This window comes from Nocardioides sp. JCM 18999, assembly GCF_055391175.1.
The window spans coordinates 2,850,461-2,866,686 of the sequence record NZ_AP043887.1; the positions used below are offsets into that span (position 1 = coordinate 2,850,461).

A 16,226-nucleotide genomic window follows, 5' to 3' on the forward strand; every position below is an offset into this window, starting at 1 on the left:
GCTGGTGAGGCCGGGCAGGTCGCTTCCCCACAACCTGCCCGGCCTGTCCGGGGGCTCAGCCGGGCGGTGCCGGGCTGAGCAGTTCGGCGGCCGGGATGTCGGCGCCGTCGAGCGAGGCGCGCTCGGAGCGAAGCAGCGCGATCTCCTCGGAGAAGTCATCGGCGGACTCGAACTGTCGGTAGACGCTGGCGAAGCGCAGGTAGGCGACCTCGTCGAGCCGCCGCAGCGGCCCCAGGATCGCCATCCCGACCTCGTGCGCCGGAACCTCGGCCGAGCCACTGGTGCGCAGCGCGTCCTCGACCTCCTGGCCGAGGCAGGCCAGCTCGTCCTCGGTGACCGGACGACCCTTGCAGGCCTTCCGGACGCCGGCGATCGCCTTGTCGCGGTTGAACGGCTCCGAGGCGCCGCTGCGCTTGGCGATCGTCAGCTGCATGAGCTCGACGGTCGTGAAGCGCTTCTCGCAGTTCACGCACGTCCGGCGGCGGCGGATCGAGCCGCCGTCGTCGGCGACGCGGGAGTCGAGCACCTTGGTGTCCGTGTGCCGGCAGTAAGGGCAGTGCATCGCGGTCTCGACTCCTTCCTCGGCTCGCTGTTCGTGTGGTCCGACCGCACCCGATCCGGCCCATCCTGTGGAGGAGCCGGTGGATAACTTGTGGACTAGATGTGGAGAACTACATCGTTGTAACTACTAGATGTAGTGGTAACCATAAACCCTCCGTGCCGTCGCACGTCAAGTGAATGCGGCCCTCGGATCGGCGTGTCGCGGGAGCTGACCAGGAATTGGGCAGAATGGCCCATGTGATGGCGGGAGGAAAGCGTGCAGGGGCACGCGAGAAGCGGTCGTTCCCACGTCGCGCACTGGTCCCCGTCGCGGGCAGCATCGTCGCCCTGGGCCTGTGGGGTTACCTGGTCTGGTCGGCGATCGAGGTCGGTTCGCGTGCCCGCGGCGGCGAGTCCGGATCGTGGTGGCTGACCCTCGCCCTGACCCTCGGCGCGATCGCCGCGCTCTTCGTCTGCCTCGCCTTCGCGACCGAGGCGGCCCGAGCGATCGGCTTGATCGCCCCGGCGACGCCCCGGGAGCAGCGGGCACCCCGAGCACCCCGAGCACCCCGGGTGCCGGCGAGCGAGCGCCCCAAGGGCGGCAAGCGCGCAGCGCGCTGACCCCTTCGAAGGCCTCGAGGGGCGTGGCAGCGGTCTTCCCTTCCGCGCCACGCCCCTCGCCTTGCTGATCCCGCCGGGTGGGGTCGAGTCACACGGCGGGACGTCTCTTTTCAGTTGTCGATCAGCGCGACGCCGGCACCCGCAGGGTCTGCCCGACCTGGAGAGATCCACCGGAGAGGTGGTTGAGCTCCTTGATCTGCTGGACCATGTCGCCGGTGTGCCCCTCGACGGCGACCGCCGCTGCGATCTCCCACAGGGTCTCCCCGGGCTCGACCGTGATGGTGGCGAGCGTCTCCGAACGCTCGGTGGCGGTGGAGTTGGCGGCCAGACCGAGACCCAGGCCGAGGGCCGTCACCAGGCCGACACCGAAGACGACGGCTCGCCCACGCCGGGTGAGGCGGACGGTCGAGCGCGGGGCGGTCCGGGTGGCGGGAGCCACGGGACGAAGGTCGATCGGCGACAAGGTGATGGTGGCCATGGGAATCTCCTGGGGAAGTGGAGTGGAACGTGATCTGCGGTGCTGCTGTCTGACTCAGTTCTAGAGATCGCCACCGACAAAACCTGTGCGGCGACCTCCGAGGCGGTTCCGGCGGCCCGATCGATCACACGTTCGATCGAACACGTGTACGAGACTAGATCAGGTGTTCGAACAGATTCAAGCGTGTCATCGAACATTTTTTCGAACAAATGCGGCTACAGTCGCTTCCATGAGCAAGAAGATCGCCGAGCTGCCCGACGGGCCGGCCGACGCCACGGGCCTGACCCCGCGTCAACAGCGCATCCTCGCCACCCTCAAGGACTCCATCGAGCAGCGCGGCTACCCGCCGAGCATGCGTGAGATCGGAGCGGCTGTCGGACTCACCTCCACCAGCTCCGTCGCCCACCAGCTGCGCGTGCTGGAGGAGAAGGGCTACCTCCGCCGCGACCCCCACCGGCCGCGGGCGCTGGAGGTCTTCCTCCCCGAGGTGATGGCGGCCCGCCGGTCCATCTCCGGCGCCGACGACAGCTCGATCGACCAGACGGGCATCGGCGACGCCGCTCCCCCGGCGCAGTACGTCCCGCTCGTCGGGCGGATCGCAGCCGGTGGCCCGATCCTGGCCGAGCAGCACACCGAGTCGGTGATGCCGCTGCCGCGCGAGATCGTCGGCGACGGCGAGCTCTACATGCTCGAGGTCCGCGGCGACTCGATGGTCGACGCCGCCATCTGCGACGGCGACTACGTCGTGGTCCGGTCGCAATCGGTGGCCAACAACGGTGAGATCGTCGCCGCGATGATCGACGGCGAGGCCACCGTGAAGACGTTCCAGCGCAAGGGCGGCCAGGTCTGGCTGATGCCGCACAATGACGCGTACGAGCCGATCGACGGCACCCACGCGACGATCCTCGGCAAGGTCACCGCCGTGCTGCGCAGCCTCTGACCCGTTCGGGCGGCGAAGCCGTCACCGACCGTTCACCTCCGGCCCCGTCACCCGACGGGGCCGGAGTCGTTTGAGCGTCGTGATGTCCTTCGCCCGGTGGAAGCGCACGGTCGGTCCGACCTGGCACTCCGACCTGACCGACTCCCGGATGCCGCGGGCCGCCCGCCGACGGCACCGATGGCTGCACGAGCATCTCGCCTACGACCGCTGGCGGCTGCGCCAGGGCGGCTCCGCCCGCGAGCGCCGGGGACTGCGGCGTCGGATCGACCGCCTGCACACCGAGCTGTCACGGATGCACCGCCGCTACGGTCCGATGACGAGGTCCGGCTCGGCGGCCACCATCCCGCCGCCGAACCCGAACGCCCCCGCCGCCACCCACCGGTTCTTCCAGCACGGCGTCGCCTCCGGAGATCCGCTTCCCGACCGGGTGGTGCTGTGGACCCGCCTGACCCCGACCGCCGACGCCGCCCCCGGCTCCGGGCGGGGCCCCGAGTCCGGGGTGCGGTGGCACGTGGCCACCGACCCGGCGTTCCGGCAGATCGTCCACGCCGGCACCTTCACCACCGGGGCCGGCCGCGACCACACCGTCAAGCTCGACGTCACCGGGCTGCGCCCGGACACGACGTACTACTACCGGTTCGTCTTCCAGGGACCGTGGCGGACGGCGCAGGCCTCCCCCGTGGCCCGCACCCGGACCGCCCCCGCCGTCGGAGCGACCCCGGCGAACCTGCGGTTCGGGGTGGTCAGCTGCGCCAACCTGCAGGCGGGCTGGTTCAGCGCCTACCGGCACCTGGCCGACCGGGACGACCTCGACGTCGTCGTGCACCTGGGTGACTACGTCTACGAGTACGGTCCCGGCGAGTACGGCTACGGACCCGACCAGACCGACGTCCGCACCCACCACCCGGCGCACGAGATGCTGAGCCTGGCCGACTACCGGCAGCGGCACGCCCAGTACAAGCAGGACCCGGACCTCGCCCTGCTCCACCGGAAGTACCCGTTCATCACCACGTGGGACGACCACGAGAGCGCCGACAACTCGTGGCGCACCGGCGCGGTCAACCACGACCCGGCCACCGAGGGCAGCTGGTCGGCGCGGACCGCGGCGGCGGTGCGCTCCTACGACGAGTGGATGCCGATCCGGATGCAGGGCACCGCGACGCTCGGGGACGGCCCGACGGTCTACCGACGGTTCCGGTTCGGCCAGCTCGCCGAGCTCACCATGCTGGACCTGCGCAGCTACCGGGACCAGCAGCCGTCGATCCTCGGGGCGGCCAGCAACGACCCCGACCGCACCCTCACCGGTGCCGCCCAGATGGGGTACCTCAAGGCGGGCCTGTCGCCCACCGCTCCCCAGTGGCGCGTGGTCGGCAACCCGGTCACGATCGCTCCGCTGCAGCTCGCCAGCCTGCCCGCGAACGTGCAGGACCTGCTCAACGGGCTCGGCGCCGGTGCCCAGCTGCCCAACCCCCAGGCGCTCAACACCGACCAGTGGGACGGCTACACCCACGACCGGACCGAGCTGTTCGACCACATCGTCGACCAGGGGGTGCGCGACGTGGTCTTCCTGACCGGGGACATCCACACCTCGTGGTGCAACGAGCTGCCCTATCCCCCGACCAACACCGACCTCTACCCGCTCCTGGGCGGTAGCGCCGGCGTCGAGTTCGTGGGTCCGTCGATCACGTCTAACAACATCAAGGACGTCGTACCGTCCCAGGCGGGTGCCCCGACGGGGATCGCCGCCGGCCAGGTGGCGGCCGCGGCCGTGCGGGCAGCCAATCCGCACATCAAGTACCTCGACCTGAACAACCACGGCTTCATGGTCGTCGACATCACCCCGGCCCGGGTCCAGACCGATTGGTGGTTCATCTCCGATCGCGCGGACAGGAACGCCGAGCTCTCCTGGGCCCAGTCCTGGGCCACCCGCACCGGCACCGGTCAGGTGCACCAGGTCAACGCACCACTCGCCGGAGGGCCGACCCCATGAGCCACCACCACACCGGTACGTCGTCCGCGACCGACCCCGCCGAGGGCTTCGCCCGCGGGTTGGTCGAGATCGAGACGGGCCGCCGGACCCTGCTCAAGGTCGGTGCGGCCGGGATCGGCGTCTCGGCCGTCGCCGGAGCCACCGGGTCCTCCCGGGCCGACGCCGCGGTCCGGAGCCCGAAGCGCTGCTACGTCCTCGTCCTAGACGGCACCCGGCCCGAGGAGCTCGACCTCGGGCTCACGCCGACGATCACCGGTCTCCGCGACGCAGGGATCCGCTACCCGCGGGCGCTGTCGGAACCGATCATGGAGACGATCCCCAACCACGTCATGATGATGACGGGAGTGCACCCTGACCAGAACGGGGTGCCGGCCAACAGCGTCTACGACGCGGCCCTCGGGGAGGTCCGTGACACTGACGACCGCGACCTGATCGCCGGGCTGGCGCGGAGTCGGTGCAGCACCGTGATCCGGCAGCTCAACCAGGCCGGGTACACGACCGGCACGGTGCTGTCGAAGACCTACCTCTACGACACGTTCATCGGGCAGGCGACGTACCAGTGGGAGCCCACGCTGGCTCTGCCGATCACCGGTCACGAGGTCGATGCGATGACGATGCCGGCCGCGATCAGCATGGTGACCGAGCAGGACCCGCACTTCATGTTCATCAACCTCGGCGACATCGACCGGTTCGGGCACGCCGACCTCACCGCCGGCCTCACCGAGTTCCTCACCGGCGGCAGCTCGCTCCCGGTTCTTCGGCGGCTCGTGCTCGCGAACACCGACGCCGTCGTGAAGAGCTTCGTCGACACGTTGAAAGCGCGGGGGACGTGGGACGACACCCTGGTGATCGTGCTCGCCGACCACTCGATGGACTGGTCCGCCCCGGACAAGGCAATCACGCTGACCTCGGTCCTCAACGCTGACAGCGCGGTGAAGGGCCACTTCCAGATCGCCGACAACGGTGGCGCCGACCTGGTCTACTGGACCGGTCCCGCCTCGGCGAAGGCAGCGGGCCTGGCCAGGATCCGGGCGCTGGCGACCGCCACCCCGGGCGTCCTGGAAGTGCGGACCCCGGCCGAGCTCAAGCTCGGCGGGCTGTGCGGCGACCTGGTCGTCTACGCCCGATCCGGGTGGCGGTTCAGCGACCCGGACCCGGTCTCCAACCCGATCCCGGGCAACCACGGGCACCCCGCCACCCGCCCGATCCCGTTCTTCCTCGCCGGCGGCGCGGTCAAGGAGTCCGCGGTGCGTAGCAACCTGGCCTCGACGCTGGACGTGGCACCGACCGTGGGCGCCTTCTTCGGCCTGCGCGCCCCGGCGGGCGGATGGGTCGGATCGGCCCGACTGTGAAGTTCCTAGGAATCGGGTAGATGGCACAGCGGTGGTTGGGTCGCTGCTGGGGCCGCTGCCTATAGTCGAGGGCATGCGCCGGCTCGTCCTCACCCTCGTGACTGCGACGGCCCTCGTCGCAGGAACGCAGACGGCGTGGGCCGTCGGCGACGACACCCCGGTCGACCCGTCCGTGAGCGGGTCGACGGCAGCACCGTCCACCCTCCTCGGGGGCGACCAGAACGTCGCGACCGACGGGATCACCCCCGCCGAGCGCGACACGGCCACCGAGACCCTCGATGACGTCGAAGCGCTGCTCCAGGGCGACGCACCCGCGTCGAGCGGCACGAAGTCGGCCGGCGACGCGACGATCCCGCTGCGCGACCTGTCCCTGCAGCTGGCAGCGCTGCCGCGGCTGGACCGACACTCCGCGTACGCCCAGTTCCAGCGCCCCTACTTCGACGGCGAGCCGGGCGTGAAGGATGCCTGCTCCGGCATCGTCTGCCTGCACTGGCGCTCCGCGAGCTCCTCGGTGACCCAGTCGCGGACCTCGCTCAAGACCGACGCCACCGACGACACCTGGGCCACCTCGACCGTCCTTCCCGTCCTGGCCGGGATCAGCAGCGCGTACTCGAAGGCGGGCTACCGCCGGCCCAAGGCCGACGCCGCCCGCACCGACCTGTTCCCGGTCGGCACCGACGGCGCCCAGGTGGAGCGGTACCTCTACGACGACCAGGGCAACCCCGTCACCAACCCCAACGGCACCCCGAAGCTCAACCCGGAGTGGGCCGCGAGCGGTTACCAGACCGCCACCCGCCCGGTGTGGGGCGCGAACAGCAACGTCGACGTCTACCTGGCCGACCTCGGCGGCACCGGCGCCTACGGGTACTGCGCCTACGACCTCAACGACAGCGGTCGGCTGGTCTACCCGACCGCTCACGGCGACGTGCCGGCGTTCTGCGTCCTGGACAACGACTACTCCCTGAAGCAGTTCCGCGGATACCCCGGCGAGACCCCGACGGACATCCTCAAGGTGACCGCGGCGCACGAGTACTTCCACGCCGTGCAGTTCGCCTACGACGCGCTCGAGGACTCCTGGTTCATGGAGGCGACCGCAACCTGGGCCGAGCGCCAGCTCTTCCCCGCCATCCCGGACAACCGGCAGTACCTGCCCTACTCCCCGCTGCGCTTCCCGACCACGTCGATCGACACCTGGGACGGCAACGGCGGGTTCCTGCAGTACGGCGACTGGATCTTCTTCGAGTACCTCACCCAACGCTTCCCGACCCGCACCGGCGCGATCCCCAACCTGGTGCGCGTGATGTGGGAGTACGCCGACTCGCTCCGCGCCGACCAGTACTCCATCCAGGCGGTCTCCTCGGCGCTGGCGACCCGAGGAGCGACGCTGCCGCGGGTCTTCGCCAGCTTCTCCGCGGCGAACCTGCGACCGGCGGCCACCTATCGCGGTGGCGCCGCCTACCCGGCGAGCAGCCCACGCCGCAACGTCTTCGCCAAGGCCGGGCGGAAGAAGTCCGGCGCGGCCCGGATCGACCACCTCGCCTCCTCCACCGTCCGGTTCCGGCCGAAGGCGATCCGGAAGCGCAGCCACAAGGCAACCATCACCGTCGACCTCGCCAAGCGGTCCCTGGGAACCGCGGCGATCGCCACCGTCCGCTTCCGCGACGGGCACTCGTCGGTGCGCTGGATCAAGCTCTCCCGCAAGGGCAACGGCAAGGTCCGGGTGCCGTTCTCGTCGGGCCGGGTCGCCTGGGTCGACCTCACCCTGGTCAACGCCAACCAGAGCTTCAGCTCGTGCTCGAACGACCGCTGGGGGTACTCCTGCGGTGGCACCCCGCGGCACGACAACCTGCTGTCGCGCTGGACGCTGCGCTCCTGAACCCCGGTCCTCCACAGGAACGGCCCCGCCGATCGGGCCGAGGCACCCCTCGGCCGCTAGGGTGGCGCGGTGAGTGAGTCCCCCGTCAGCGCACTGCTGGCCGAGGCGGTCGAGGGCCTCGGTGGCGCCACCCGCGAGGGACAGATCCAGATGGCCGAGGCGATCGGCACGGCTCTGGTCGATGAACGCCACCTGCTGGTCCAGGCCGGCACCGGCACGGGTAAGTCACTGGCCTACCTCGTCCCCAGCCTGCTGCACGACCAGCGCGTCGTGATCGCCACCGCGACCCTCGCCCTGCAGCACCAGCTGATCGAGCGCGACCTGCCCCGCCTGGTGGAGGCGCTCGCCGACCAGCCGCAGCTCGACACGTCGTACGCCGTCCTGAAGGGCCGCTCGAACTACGCGTGCCTGCACCGGATCCGGGAGGGCGTGCCGGACGACACCGGCACCCTGACCATGGACATCGCCGTCACCGGGATGGCCGCGAAGGTGCTCGAGCTGCGCGAGTGGGCCGAGTCCCAGGCCGCGGCCGTCAGCGAGGGCGCGACGGGTGAGCGCGACTCCGCGCCCCGGCACACCGATCGGGAGTGGCGCCAGATCTCGGTCTCGGCGCGCGAGTGCCTGAGTGCGGCCAAGTGCCCGTTCGGGATGGAGTGCTTCGCCGAGCGGGCCAAGGAGAAGGCCGCCAAGTCGCACCTGGTGGTGACCAACCACAGCCTGCTCTCGATCGACGCGATCGAGGGCATCCCGATGATCCCCGAGTACGACGCCGTGGTGATCGACGAGGCGCACGAGCTGGTCGCCCGGGTCACCCAGGCCGCGACCGACGAGCTCACCTTCGGTGACGTCGACCGGGCCTCGCGCCGCGCCCGTCGCCACGTCACCGAGGACCGCGCCGTCGACGCGCTCGGTGATGCCGCCGATGCGCTGCAGCTGGCGATGCTGGAGACGACGGTCGGCCGGATCGACTCGCTCGGCCCGGACCTGCTCGACGCGCTCGCGCAGGTCCGCGATGCCGCGCGCGCAGCGATCTCGGCCTTCCCGAAGCAGAACGACGACTCCGCCGATGCGGGCGTCCAGCAGGCCAAGGCGATGGTCTCCGACGTCTACGGCGTGGCCGAGCGGATGGCGTCGGGGGCCCAGTCAGACGTGCTGTGGCTCAGCGACGGCGGCGACCGCGGCGGCTTGAGGCTGCACGTCGCACCGCTGCAGGTCTGGGGGCAGCTGCGCGACAAGCTGCTCGCCGAGAAAACGGTCGTCTTCACCTCGGCGACACTCAAGCTCGGCGGCGACTTCACCGGGATCGCCTCGACCCTCGGACTGAAGCCGGCCGAGCTGGACGGCCCGGAGCGGACCGAGGACATCATGCCGTGGCGGGCCCTCGACGTCGGCTCACCGTTCGACTACGGCCGTCAGGGCATCCTGTACGTCGCCAAGCACCTGCCTCCGCCCGGCCGTGACGGTCTGGCGGCTCAGCAACTGGACGAGATCACCGAGCTGATCGACGCCGCCGACGGCCGCACGCTCGGGCTGTTCTCGTCCCGGCGCGCCGCCGAGCAGGCCGCCGAGCACGTCCGCTCCCGGCTCCCCCACCTGACCACGCTGGCTCAGGGTGAGGCGCAGCTGCCCGAGCTGGCCGCCCAGTTCGTCGCCGACCCGCACACGGTGCTGTTCGGCACGCTGACGCTGTGGCAGGGCCTCGACGTGCCGGGTGAGACATGCCAGCTGGTGCTGATCGACCGGATCCCGTTCCCCCGCCCCGACGACCCGCTGATGTCGGCGCGCCAACGGGCCGCCGACCAGGCCGGCGGCAACGGTTTCATGCAGGTCGCCGCCACCCACGCCGCGCTGCTGCTGGCCCAGGGCGCCGGGCGCCTGATCCGGACCACCACCGACCGCGGCGTCGTGGCCCTGCTCGACCCCCGGATCGCGACCGCCCGCTACGGCTCGTTCCTGCGCGCCTCACTGCCGCCGATGTGGTCCACCACCGACCCCGCCGTCGTACGCCAAGCGCTCAAGCGGCTCGCCGCCGGGACCTGAGCGTTCTCCCCTCCGCCGACTTGAGGGTTGCTGCAGCCGAGTTGAGGGTTGCTGCACCAACAAGCCTCAAGTCGACGCCCCGAACCCTCAAGTCGGCGACGGGTCGGGTCAGACCGCGAAGTCGGCCAGCTCGGCGGCGAGGCCCTCCGACGTGCGGCCCTTGATCAGGGTGCCGTCGGCGGTGTGCTCGAGGGTGTCGATCTCGCCGGCCTGGTGGATCTTGTTGACCAGGTCGCCGCGGCTGTAGGGCAGCAGGGCGTGGAACTCGACCGCCGGGCGGGGCAGGTCGGCCTCGACCGCCTTGATCGCCTCGGCGATGCCGGCACCGGTCTTGGCCGAGACCACGATCGAGCCGGGCTCGTTGCGCTGAAGCCGGCCGAGCACGATCTCGTCGGCGATGTCGGCCTTGTTGATCACGACCAGCTCACGCACGTCGGAGGCGCCGATCTCGGCGAAGACCTCCCGCACGGCGGCCAGCTGGCCCTCGGGGTCAGGGTGCGAGCCGTCGACGACGTGCACGATCAGGTCGGCGTCGGCGACCTCCTCCAGCGTGGAGCGGAACGCCTCGACCAGCTGGTGCGGCAGGTGCCGGACGAAGCCGACGGTGTCGGAGACGGTGTAGACCCGGCCGTCGGCGGCCTGGGTGCGGCGCGTGGTCGGGTCCAGCGTCGCGAAAAGCGCGTCCTCGACCAGCACGCCGGCGCCGGTGAGCCGGTTGAGCAGCGACGACTTGCCGGCGTTGGTGTACCCGGCGATCGCGACCGCCGGCACCTGGTGGCGGCGGCGCTCCTGGCGCTTGGTGTCGCGGGTGCCCTTCATCTCGGAGAGCTCACGGCGCAGCTTGGCGATCTTGGTGTTGATTCTGCGCCGGTCGTTCTCGATCTTGGTCTCACCGGGACCACGCGACCCGATCCCGGCACCGCCGGCGACCCGGCCACCGGCCTGGCGCGACAGGTTGCCACCCCATCCGCGCAGGCGCTGCTTCATGTAGCTGAGCTGGGCCAGCTCGACCTGCGCCTGACCCTCCCGGCTCTTGGCGTGCTGGGCGAAGATGTCGAGGATCAGCGCCGTGCGGTCGACGACCTTGACCCCGACCTTGTCCTCGAGGTTGCGCAGCTGGGACGGCGCGAGCTCACCGTCGCAGATCACCGTGTCCGCGCCGGTCGCCTGGACGATCTCGCGGATCGCCTCGACCTTGCCCCGACCGACGTACGTCGCCGGGTCCGGGGCCTGCCGGCGCTGGTAGATCGCCTCGAGCACCTCCGAGCCGGCTGTCTCGGCGAGCAGGGCCAGCTCGGCCATCGAGTTCTCGACGTCGACCTGGGACTGGGCGCTCGAGGACCACACGCCGACGAGCACGACCCGCTCGAGCCGGAGCTGGCGGTACTCGACCTCGGTGATGTCCTCGAGCTCGGTGCGCAGGCTCGCGATCCGGCGCAGCGCGTGCCGTTCGGCCAGCTCCATCGCACCGAGCGTGGGCTCGTCCTCGGGGTCGTCTCCGTCGGCCGGGACGAGCTCGTCCCAGCTCTCGGTCTCGTCGAGCTCGGCGTCGAGGGTGAAGGCGGAGTCGTCGAGATCGGTCGTGAGTTCAGCGTCGCGTGGTGCAGTCATGAGACGTCCAGCGTACGTCGGCAACGGCCGTCGACGTACTCGATATCAAGCGGGGTCGAACGAGCGGGTCCAGAGCGGGCCCTCGCCGACGCTGTGCAGCGTCACGGTGAGCCGTCCGTCGATCGCGATCTCGACCTGACCGATGTACTGCTTCCCCTCCGCCGGCGACATCGCCAGCAGGTCCGAGGTGTTCCCCTGGGAGAACACCACCTCCGGACCGAACGTGGCGTCCGGGGTCGCGGTCTCGAACGTGCCGGCGTGGATGGGGCCGGAGATGAACTCCCAGAAGGGGTCGAAGTCGGTGAACCGAGCACGCTCGGGGGCGTAGTGGTGGGCAGCGGTGAAGTGCACGTCGGCGGTCACCCAGATGACGTTGCGGACACCGTTGGCCTGCAGCGCGGCGAGCAGTCGGGCGATCTCGATCTCCCTCCCTCGCGGCGCCCCGTCGTCCTCCTGCGCGACCGAGTCGCGGTCGTCCGCGTGCGAGGTGGCGATCGAGAGCGGCATGTCGGAGGCGACCACCTTCCAGGTCGCCGTCGAGCGGGTGAGCTCACGGACCAGCCACTGCTCCTGCTCCCACCCGAGGATGCCCCGCTCCGGATCACGGTCGTCCGACGTGTTGGTCCCGTTGGCGTCGCGGTAGGAGCGCATGTCGAGGCAGAACAGGTCCAGGTGCGGACCCCGCGCGACCTTCCGGTAGATCCGACCGGTCGCGCCGAGCACCGTCGGCGGCACCGGCATGTACTCCTGCCAGGCCCGCCTGCCGCGCGCGGCCAGGACGTCGCACCGGCGCTCGATCCGGTAGCGGTCGTCGTCGACGACCTCGCCGGGGTACCAGTTGTTCAGCGTCTCGTGGTCGTCCCACATCGCCACGGTGGGGACCGTCGCGTAGAGCGCATCCACGTTCCGGTCCTGCAGCGGGTAGCGATGCCGTCCGCGGAAGTCCTCGAGCGTCTCGGCGACCTTGGTGACCGACTCGTCGAGCAGGTTGGTCCAGGAGTTCCCCCAGCGGTCGTGGGCGTGCTCCTTCATCGGCATGTCGGCGTAGATGTGGTCGCCCACGTGGAGGAAGAAGTCGGGCCGCAGCGCGTGGACCGCCGCGTAGCCGGTCAGCCCGCCGCGTGACTCGTCGATCCCCCAGCCCTGGCCGCACGAGTCACCACTCCAGACGAAGCTGGTCGGCGCCGGGACGTCGGACGCCGTGGCGAACGTGGTCGATCTCGGCTCTCCGCGGGTGCCGTCGGGGTGCGCGAACCAGGTGGTGGCGACGTACTCGCGGCCAGGCTCGAGCCCGGTGAGGTGGAGTCGGGCGGTGAAGTCGTTGCCCGGGTTGGCCACGCCGCCGCGGAGGCTGCCGACCCGGCGGCCGCTGCTGGTGAGACGGCAGTGCAGGCGACCGACCTCGCTCCCGCTCCTCGCCCAGATGACCGCGGAGTCGGTGGTGACGTCACCGGCTCGTACCGAGGTCGGCTGCGTGATCCGACCCCGGACGAGGGCGGCGGCCTGGCGGTTGTCGATACCGTCGCCCACCCACCTGGCCGCCATCAGTCCGGGCAGCACACCGACGGTGAGTCCTGCAGCGAGAGTCGTTCGACGGCCCACGAGCGTCACAGGCAGCAGGCAAGTGCGCGCGTCCGTCCTGCGGGCACCGCCCAGGTGTCAGGTCGCCGATCCCCCGGTGAACTTGAGTCACGCTCAGAGGTCGGTGACTCCGGAGGCCACGATCTCCGCCGGACCCTGCAGCAGCACCCGGTCGGCCGAGGTCCACGTGATCGTGAGGCGACCGCCCGGCACGTCCACCAGGTACGGCGTGTCGCGGGGTGCCCCGTCGGCGTCGGCGGTGGCGACCATGACCGCGGCAGCGCCGGTGCCGCACGACTGGGTCTCGCCGGAGCCGCGCTCGTGCACCCGCATCGCGACGTGTCTCGGCGCGACCCGGTGGACGAACTCGATGTTGACCCCCCGGGGATACACGTCGTGGTCGTAGACCGGCTCGTCCAGCAACGTGCCGACCGGGCCCCGGGCGTCGAGGCCGAGCGGGTCCTCGACGAAGGCGACCGCGTGCGGGTTGCCCATGTCGACGTGGCGGGCCGACCAGGTCCAGTCCCCCACGCTGACCGCGCTGGAGTCGAGGAGCAGCGGGGTGCCGAGGTCGGCGACCAGCTCGTCGCCCACGATCGAGACGGTCTTGATCCCCGCGCGGGTGGCGATCGGCACCGGCTCACCGGCGTCGACGAGGCCGGCCTCGAGCAGGTGCCGCACGAAGACCCGGACCCCGTTGCCGCACATCTCCGCGATCGAGCCGTCGGCGTTGCGGTAGTCCATGAACCACTCCGCCTCCGCGGCCTGCGCCGCGTCGATCACCGCGGTCCGGATCACCCGCAGGACGCCGTCGCCGCCGATCCCCGCACGCCGGTCGCACAGCGCCGCGACCCGCTCGTCGGCCAGGTCGCCGTGGACGGTGCCGTCGTGGTCGGGCAGCAGCACGAAGTCGTTCTGGGTGCCGTGGCCCTTGAGGAAGGGGTAGCTCATCAGTACAGCCCCTGTCCGTAGAGCTCGACCGACTGGCGGTCGCGCTCGGCGAAGCTCTCCTCGACGCGGGCAGCGTCGGCCGCCCACGTGTCCGGTTCCCACAGGCCGCTGCGCAGGAACGCCTTGGCGCAGTGGAGGAAGACGTCCTCGATCGCGATCTCGAGCGCCATCACCGGCCGGCGTCCGCGGACGGCCAGCTCGTCGAAGTACGGCGCGTCGGCGAGCAGTCGGGCGCGGCCGTTGATCCGCAGGGTCTCGGGACGTCCGGGGATGATCGAGATCACCCCGACGTGCGGGTTGGTGAGGATGTTGCGGTAGCCGTCCGCGCGCCGGTTCCCCGGACGCTCGGCGATCGCGATCGTGCGCTCGTCGATCACGTGCACGAGCGTGCCGGCCGGGTCACCCTTCGGCGAGGCGTCGCACGTCCCGTCGGCCGCAGCGGTGGCCAGCACGCAGAAGGGTGAGGCCGCCAGCCAGTCGCGGTCCTCCTGGATCAGCGCGGGGCGCCCCTTGGTCAGCGTGCGCTCGTGCGCCTCGCCGAGGATCCCGACCAGCTCGTCGATGGTCGAGATCTCGTGGACGGTTCCCTGCTGGCTCACCGCACCAGCCTAGCGATCGCGGCCATCGCCTTTCCGACGCGTTCGGGGTCGTCGTACTCCACCCACACCACCCGCTCGTCCTTGGCGAACCACTGGTCCTGACGCCGCGCGAACTGCCGCGTCTTGATCACCGTGCGCTCGATCGCCTGCTCCCGCGTCAGGACGCCGGCCAGGTGCTGCGCGACCTCGCGGTAGCCGATCGCGGCGGCGGCCGTGCGGGAGTCCAGCAGGCCGTGGGCGATCAGCGCCTCGACCTCGGCGACGAAGCCGTCCTCGAACATCTGGTGCACCCGCAGCCGGATCCGCTCGTCGAGGGCCGGCCGGTCGATCCTCACGCCGATCTGGATCGTGTGCGCGTCGACGTACTCCGGGACGGGGAGCCGGGCGGAGAAGCGTTCGCCGGTGAGCTCGATGACCTCCAGGGCACGGACGATCCGGCGGCCGTTGTCGGGATCGATCCGCTCCGCCGCGACCGGGTCGAGCTCGCGGAGCCGCGAGAAGAGCGGCGCCGGCCCGGCGACCTCGAGCTCGGCCTCGAGCCGGGCGCGGACGGCCGGGTCGGTGGCGGGGAACTCGAACCGGTCGAGGATCGCGCGGGTGTAGAGCGCGCTGCCACCGACCAGCACCGGGGCCAGGTCGCGCGAGCGCAGGTCGATGATCAGAGCGCGCGCCATCGTCTGGAACTCCGCGACGCTGGCCAGCTGGTCGAGGTCCATCAGGTCGAGCAGGTGGTGCGGGATGCCGCGCCGCTCGGCGATGGGCAGCTTCGCGGTGCCGATGTCCATCCCCCGGTAGACCTGCATCGCGTCGGTGTTGAGGATCTCCCCGCCCAGCGCCTCGGCCAGGTCGAGACTGAGCCCGGTCTTGCCGGCGGCCGTGGCTCCGACCACGGCGACGATGGGTTGCACGGGTCTAGTGTTTCAGGGAGGCGATCCGACCCGCGGACCGCTCCGGATCGGACCGACGGAAGGGACGAACGATGAGTTTTCTCGACGATGCGATGGACAAGGCCAAGGACCTGGCCGGCGACCACAAGGACGAGGTCACTGACGGTGTGGAGAAGGCCAAGGACGTGATCTCGGACAAGACCGGTGGCAAGTTCGACGGCCAGGTCGACGCCGCCGCCGACGCCCTCACCGACAAGCTCGGACTGGAGTGAGCGCCCAGCCCCACGATCGGTTCGTGGTCGTCCCGGCGGCCTATCTCTATCTCCTGCGTCCTGGACCGGGTGGCACCGAGGTGCTCCTCCAGGAGCGCGGACCCGGTGTGCCCTACATGGCGGGCCACTGGGCCGCAGCGGCGGCCGGGCACGTGGAGCAGGGCGAGACGGCGTACGTCGCCGTGGCCCGCGAGGCGGCCGAGGAGCTCGGCCTGTGCGGCATCGGCGCCGAGTTCTGCACCTCGATGCACCGCACCGCCGGCGGTGAGGCGATCGACGAACGGATCGATCTCTTCTTCACGGCCCACGTGTGGGAGGGCGAGCCGACGATCCAGGAGCCGGACAAGGCGAGTGCCCTGGGCTGGTTCCCGATCGATGCGCTCCCCCAGCCGATGGTGCCGCACGAGGAGCACCTGCTCGGCCTGCTGAGCGCCCAGCTCGCCGGGGGCGACCCGGTGCCGCCGTACGTCGCGTACGGCTTCTGACCG

The 16,226-nt window shown here is 70.9% G+C and carries 15 protein-coding genes; 8 read left to right on the forward strand and 7 right to left on the reverse strand.

The window, feature by feature from the left end:
• Positions 1–55 precede the first annotated feature (55 nt).
• A complete protein-coding gene (nrdR, locus tag ACZ5J1_RS14085; RefSeq protein WP_464559835.1) occupies positions 56–562 on the reverse strand; it encodes a transcriptional regulator NrdR in 507 nt (168 codons plus the stop codon).
• A 239-nt stretch (positions 563–801) separates the two neighbouring features.
• On the opposite strand from nrdR, the gene ACZ5J1_RS14090 reads away from it, so the two are divergent.
• Complete coding sequence (locus ACZ5J1_RS14090) at positions 802–1,161, forward strand: hypothetical protein (RefSeq protein WP_464559837.1); 360 nt, start codon at positions 802–804, stop codon at positions 1,159–1,161.
• Between the two features lie 121 nt (positions 1,162–1,282).
• Here ACZ5J1_RS14090 and ACZ5J1_RS14095 read toward each other — a convergent pair whose 3' ends face one another.
• Complete coding sequence (locus ACZ5J1_RS14095) at positions 1,283–1,639, reverse strand: LysM peptidoglycan-binding domain-containing protein (RefSeq protein ID WP_464559839.1); 357 nt, start codon at positions 1,637–1,639, stop codon at positions 1,283–1,285.
• Between the two features lie 229 nt (positions 1,640–1,868).
• On the opposite strand from ACZ5J1_RS14095, the gene lexA reads away from it, so the two are divergent.
• The 5 genes from lexA (at position 1,869) to ACZ5J1_RS14120 (ending at position 9,837) form a co-directional block, all read left to right on the forward strand.
• Entirely contained in the window at positions 1,869–2,579 is a 711-nt protein-coding gene (gene lexA, locus ACZ5J1_RS14100; protein ID WP_464559841.1) for a transcriptional repressor LexA, read from the forward strand.
• 82 nt (positions 2,580–2,661) lie between these two features.
• Positions 2,662–4,569, forward strand: a complete 1,908-nt coding sequence (locus tag ACZ5J1_RS14105; RefSeq protein ID WP_464559843.1) for an alkaline phosphatase D family protein — start codon at positions 2,662–2,664, stop codon at positions 4,567–4,569.
• Positions 4,566–5,921: an alkaline phosphatase family protein gene (locus tag ACZ5J1_RS14110; protein WP_464559845.1), complete on the forward strand. Its 1,356-nt coding sequence runs from the start codon at positions 4,566–4,568 to the stop codon at positions 5,919–5,921. Before ACZ5J1_RS14105 ends, ACZ5J1_RS14110 begins: the two co-directional genes overlap by 4 nt.
• Before the next feature lie 73 nt (positions 5,922–5,994).
• Positions 5,995–7,797 carry an MXAN_6640 family putative metalloprotease gene (locus ACZ5J1_RS14115; RefSeq protein WP_464559847.1) on the forward strand — a complete coding sequence of 601 codons (1,803 nt, stop codon included), beginning with the start codon at positions 5,995–5,997 and terminating at the stop codon, positions 7,795–7,797.
• A gap of 69 nt (positions 7,798–7,866) precedes the next feature.
• Entirely contained in the window at positions 7,867–9,837 is a 1,971-nt protein-coding gene (locus tag ACZ5J1_RS14120; protein ID WP_464559849.1) for an ATP-dependent DNA helicase, read from the forward strand.
• A 108-nt stretch (positions 9,838–9,945) separates the two neighbouring features.
• Here the strand turns inward: ACZ5J1_RS14120 and hflX are convergent, their stop codons facing one another.
• The 5 genes from hflX to miaA all read right to left on the reverse strand — a co-directional run bounded on the left by hflX (position 9,946) and on the right by miaA (position 15,487).
• Positions 9,946–11,448 carry a GTPase HflX gene (gene hflX / locus ACZ5J1_RS14125; RefSeq protein ID WP_464559851.1) on the reverse strand — a complete coding sequence of 501 codons (1,503 nt, stop codon included), beginning with the start codon at positions 11,446–11,448 and terminating at the stop codon, positions 9,946–9,948.
• A 45-nt stretch (positions 11,449–11,493) separates the two neighbouring features.
• Entirely contained in the window at positions 11,494–13,059 is a 1,566-nt protein-coding gene (locus ACZ5J1_RS14130) for an alkaline phosphatase D family protein (protein ID WP_464559853.1), read from the reverse strand.
• A gap of 84 nt (positions 13,060–13,143) precedes the next feature.
• Positions 13,144–13,980, reverse strand: a complete 837-nt coding sequence (gene dapF / locus ACZ5J1_RS14135) for a diaminopimelate epimerase (protein ID WP_464559855.1) — start codon at positions 13,978–13,980, stop codon at positions 13,144–13,146.
• The gene (locus ACZ5J1_RS14140) at positions 13,980–14,579 is read right to left on the reverse strand and encodes an MSMEG_1061 family FMN-dependent PPOX-type flavoprotein (protein ID WP_464559857.1); all 600 of its coding nucleotides are present in this window, start codon (positions 14,577–14,579) and stop codon (positions 13,980–13,982) included. The genes dapF and ACZ5J1_RS14140 overlap by 1 nt, the downstream gene beginning before the upstream one ends.
• Positions 14,576–15,487, reverse strand: coding sequence for a tRNA (adenosine(37)-N6)-dimethylallyltransferase MiaA (gene miaA, locus ACZ5J1_RS14145; protein ID WP_464559858.1), 912 nt, complete (start codon positions 15,485–15,487; stop codon positions 14,576–14,578). Before miaA ends, ACZ5J1_RS14140 begins: the two co-directional genes overlap by 4 nt.
• Before the next feature lie 71 nt (positions 15,488–15,558).
• On the opposite strand from miaA, the gene ACZ5J1_RS14150 reads away from it, so the two are divergent.
• Both ACZ5J1_RS14150 and ACZ5J1_RS14155 read left to right on the forward strand, forming a co-directional pair.
• Positions 15,559–15,738 (forward strand): antitoxin, encoded by a 180-nt coding sequence (locus ACZ5J1_RS14150; protein WP_464559860.1) that lies wholly within the window; start codon positions 15,559–15,561, stop codon positions 15,736–15,738.
• On the forward strand, positions 15,735–16,223 hold the full coding sequence (locus ACZ5J1_RS14155; protein WP_464559862.1) for an NUDIX domain-containing protein: 489 nt from the start codon (positions 15,735–15,737) through the stop codon (positions 16,221–16,223). The genes ACZ5J1_RS14150 and ACZ5J1_RS14155 overlap by 4 nt, the downstream gene beginning before the upstream one ends.
• Positions 16,224–16,226 lie beyond the last annotated feature (3 nt).

Excerpts from the sequence above, each read along its gene's own strand:
- nrdR (WP_464559835.1), bottom strand. The coding sequence starts at position 562 with ATGCACTGCCCTTACTGCCGGCACACGGACACCAAGGTGCTCGACTCC.
- ACZ5J1_RS14090 (WP_464559837.1), top strand. The coding sequence starts at position 802 with ATGGCGGGAGGAAAGCGTGCAGGGGCACGCGAGAAGCGGTCGTTCCCA.
- ACZ5J1_RS14095 (WP_464559839.1), bottom strand. The coding sequence starts at position 1,639 with ATGGCCACCATCACCTTGTCGCCGATCGACCTTCGTCCCGTGGCTCCC.
- lexA (WP_464559841.1), top strand. The coding sequence starts at position 1,869 with ATGAGCAAGAAGATCGCCGAGCTGCCCGACGGGCCGGCCGACGCCACG.
- ACZ5J1_RS14105 (WP_464559843.1), top strand. The coding sequence starts at position 2,662 with ATGTCCTTCGCCCGGTGGAAGCGCACGGTCGGTCCGACCTGGCACTCC.
- ACZ5J1_RS14110 (WP_464559845.1), top strand. The coding sequence starts at position 4,566 with ATGAGCCACCACCACACCGGTACGTCGTCCGCGACCGACCCCGCCGAG.
- ACZ5J1_RS14115 (WP_464559847.1), top strand. The coding sequence starts at position 5,995 with ATGCGCCGGCTCGTCCTCACCCTCGTGACTGCGACGGCCCTCGTCGCA.
- hflX (WP_464559851.1), bottom strand. The coding sequence starts at position 11,448 with ATGACTGCACCACGCGACGCTGAACTCACGACCGATCTCGACGACTCC.
- dapF (WP_464559855.1), bottom strand. The coding sequence starts at position 13,980 with ATGAGCTACCCCTTCCTCAAGGGCCACGGCACCCAGAACGACTTCGTG.
- ACZ5J1_RS14150 (WP_464559860.1), top strand. The coding sequence starts at position 15,559 with ATGAGTTTTCTCGACGATGCGATGGACAAGGCCAAGGACCTGGCCGGC.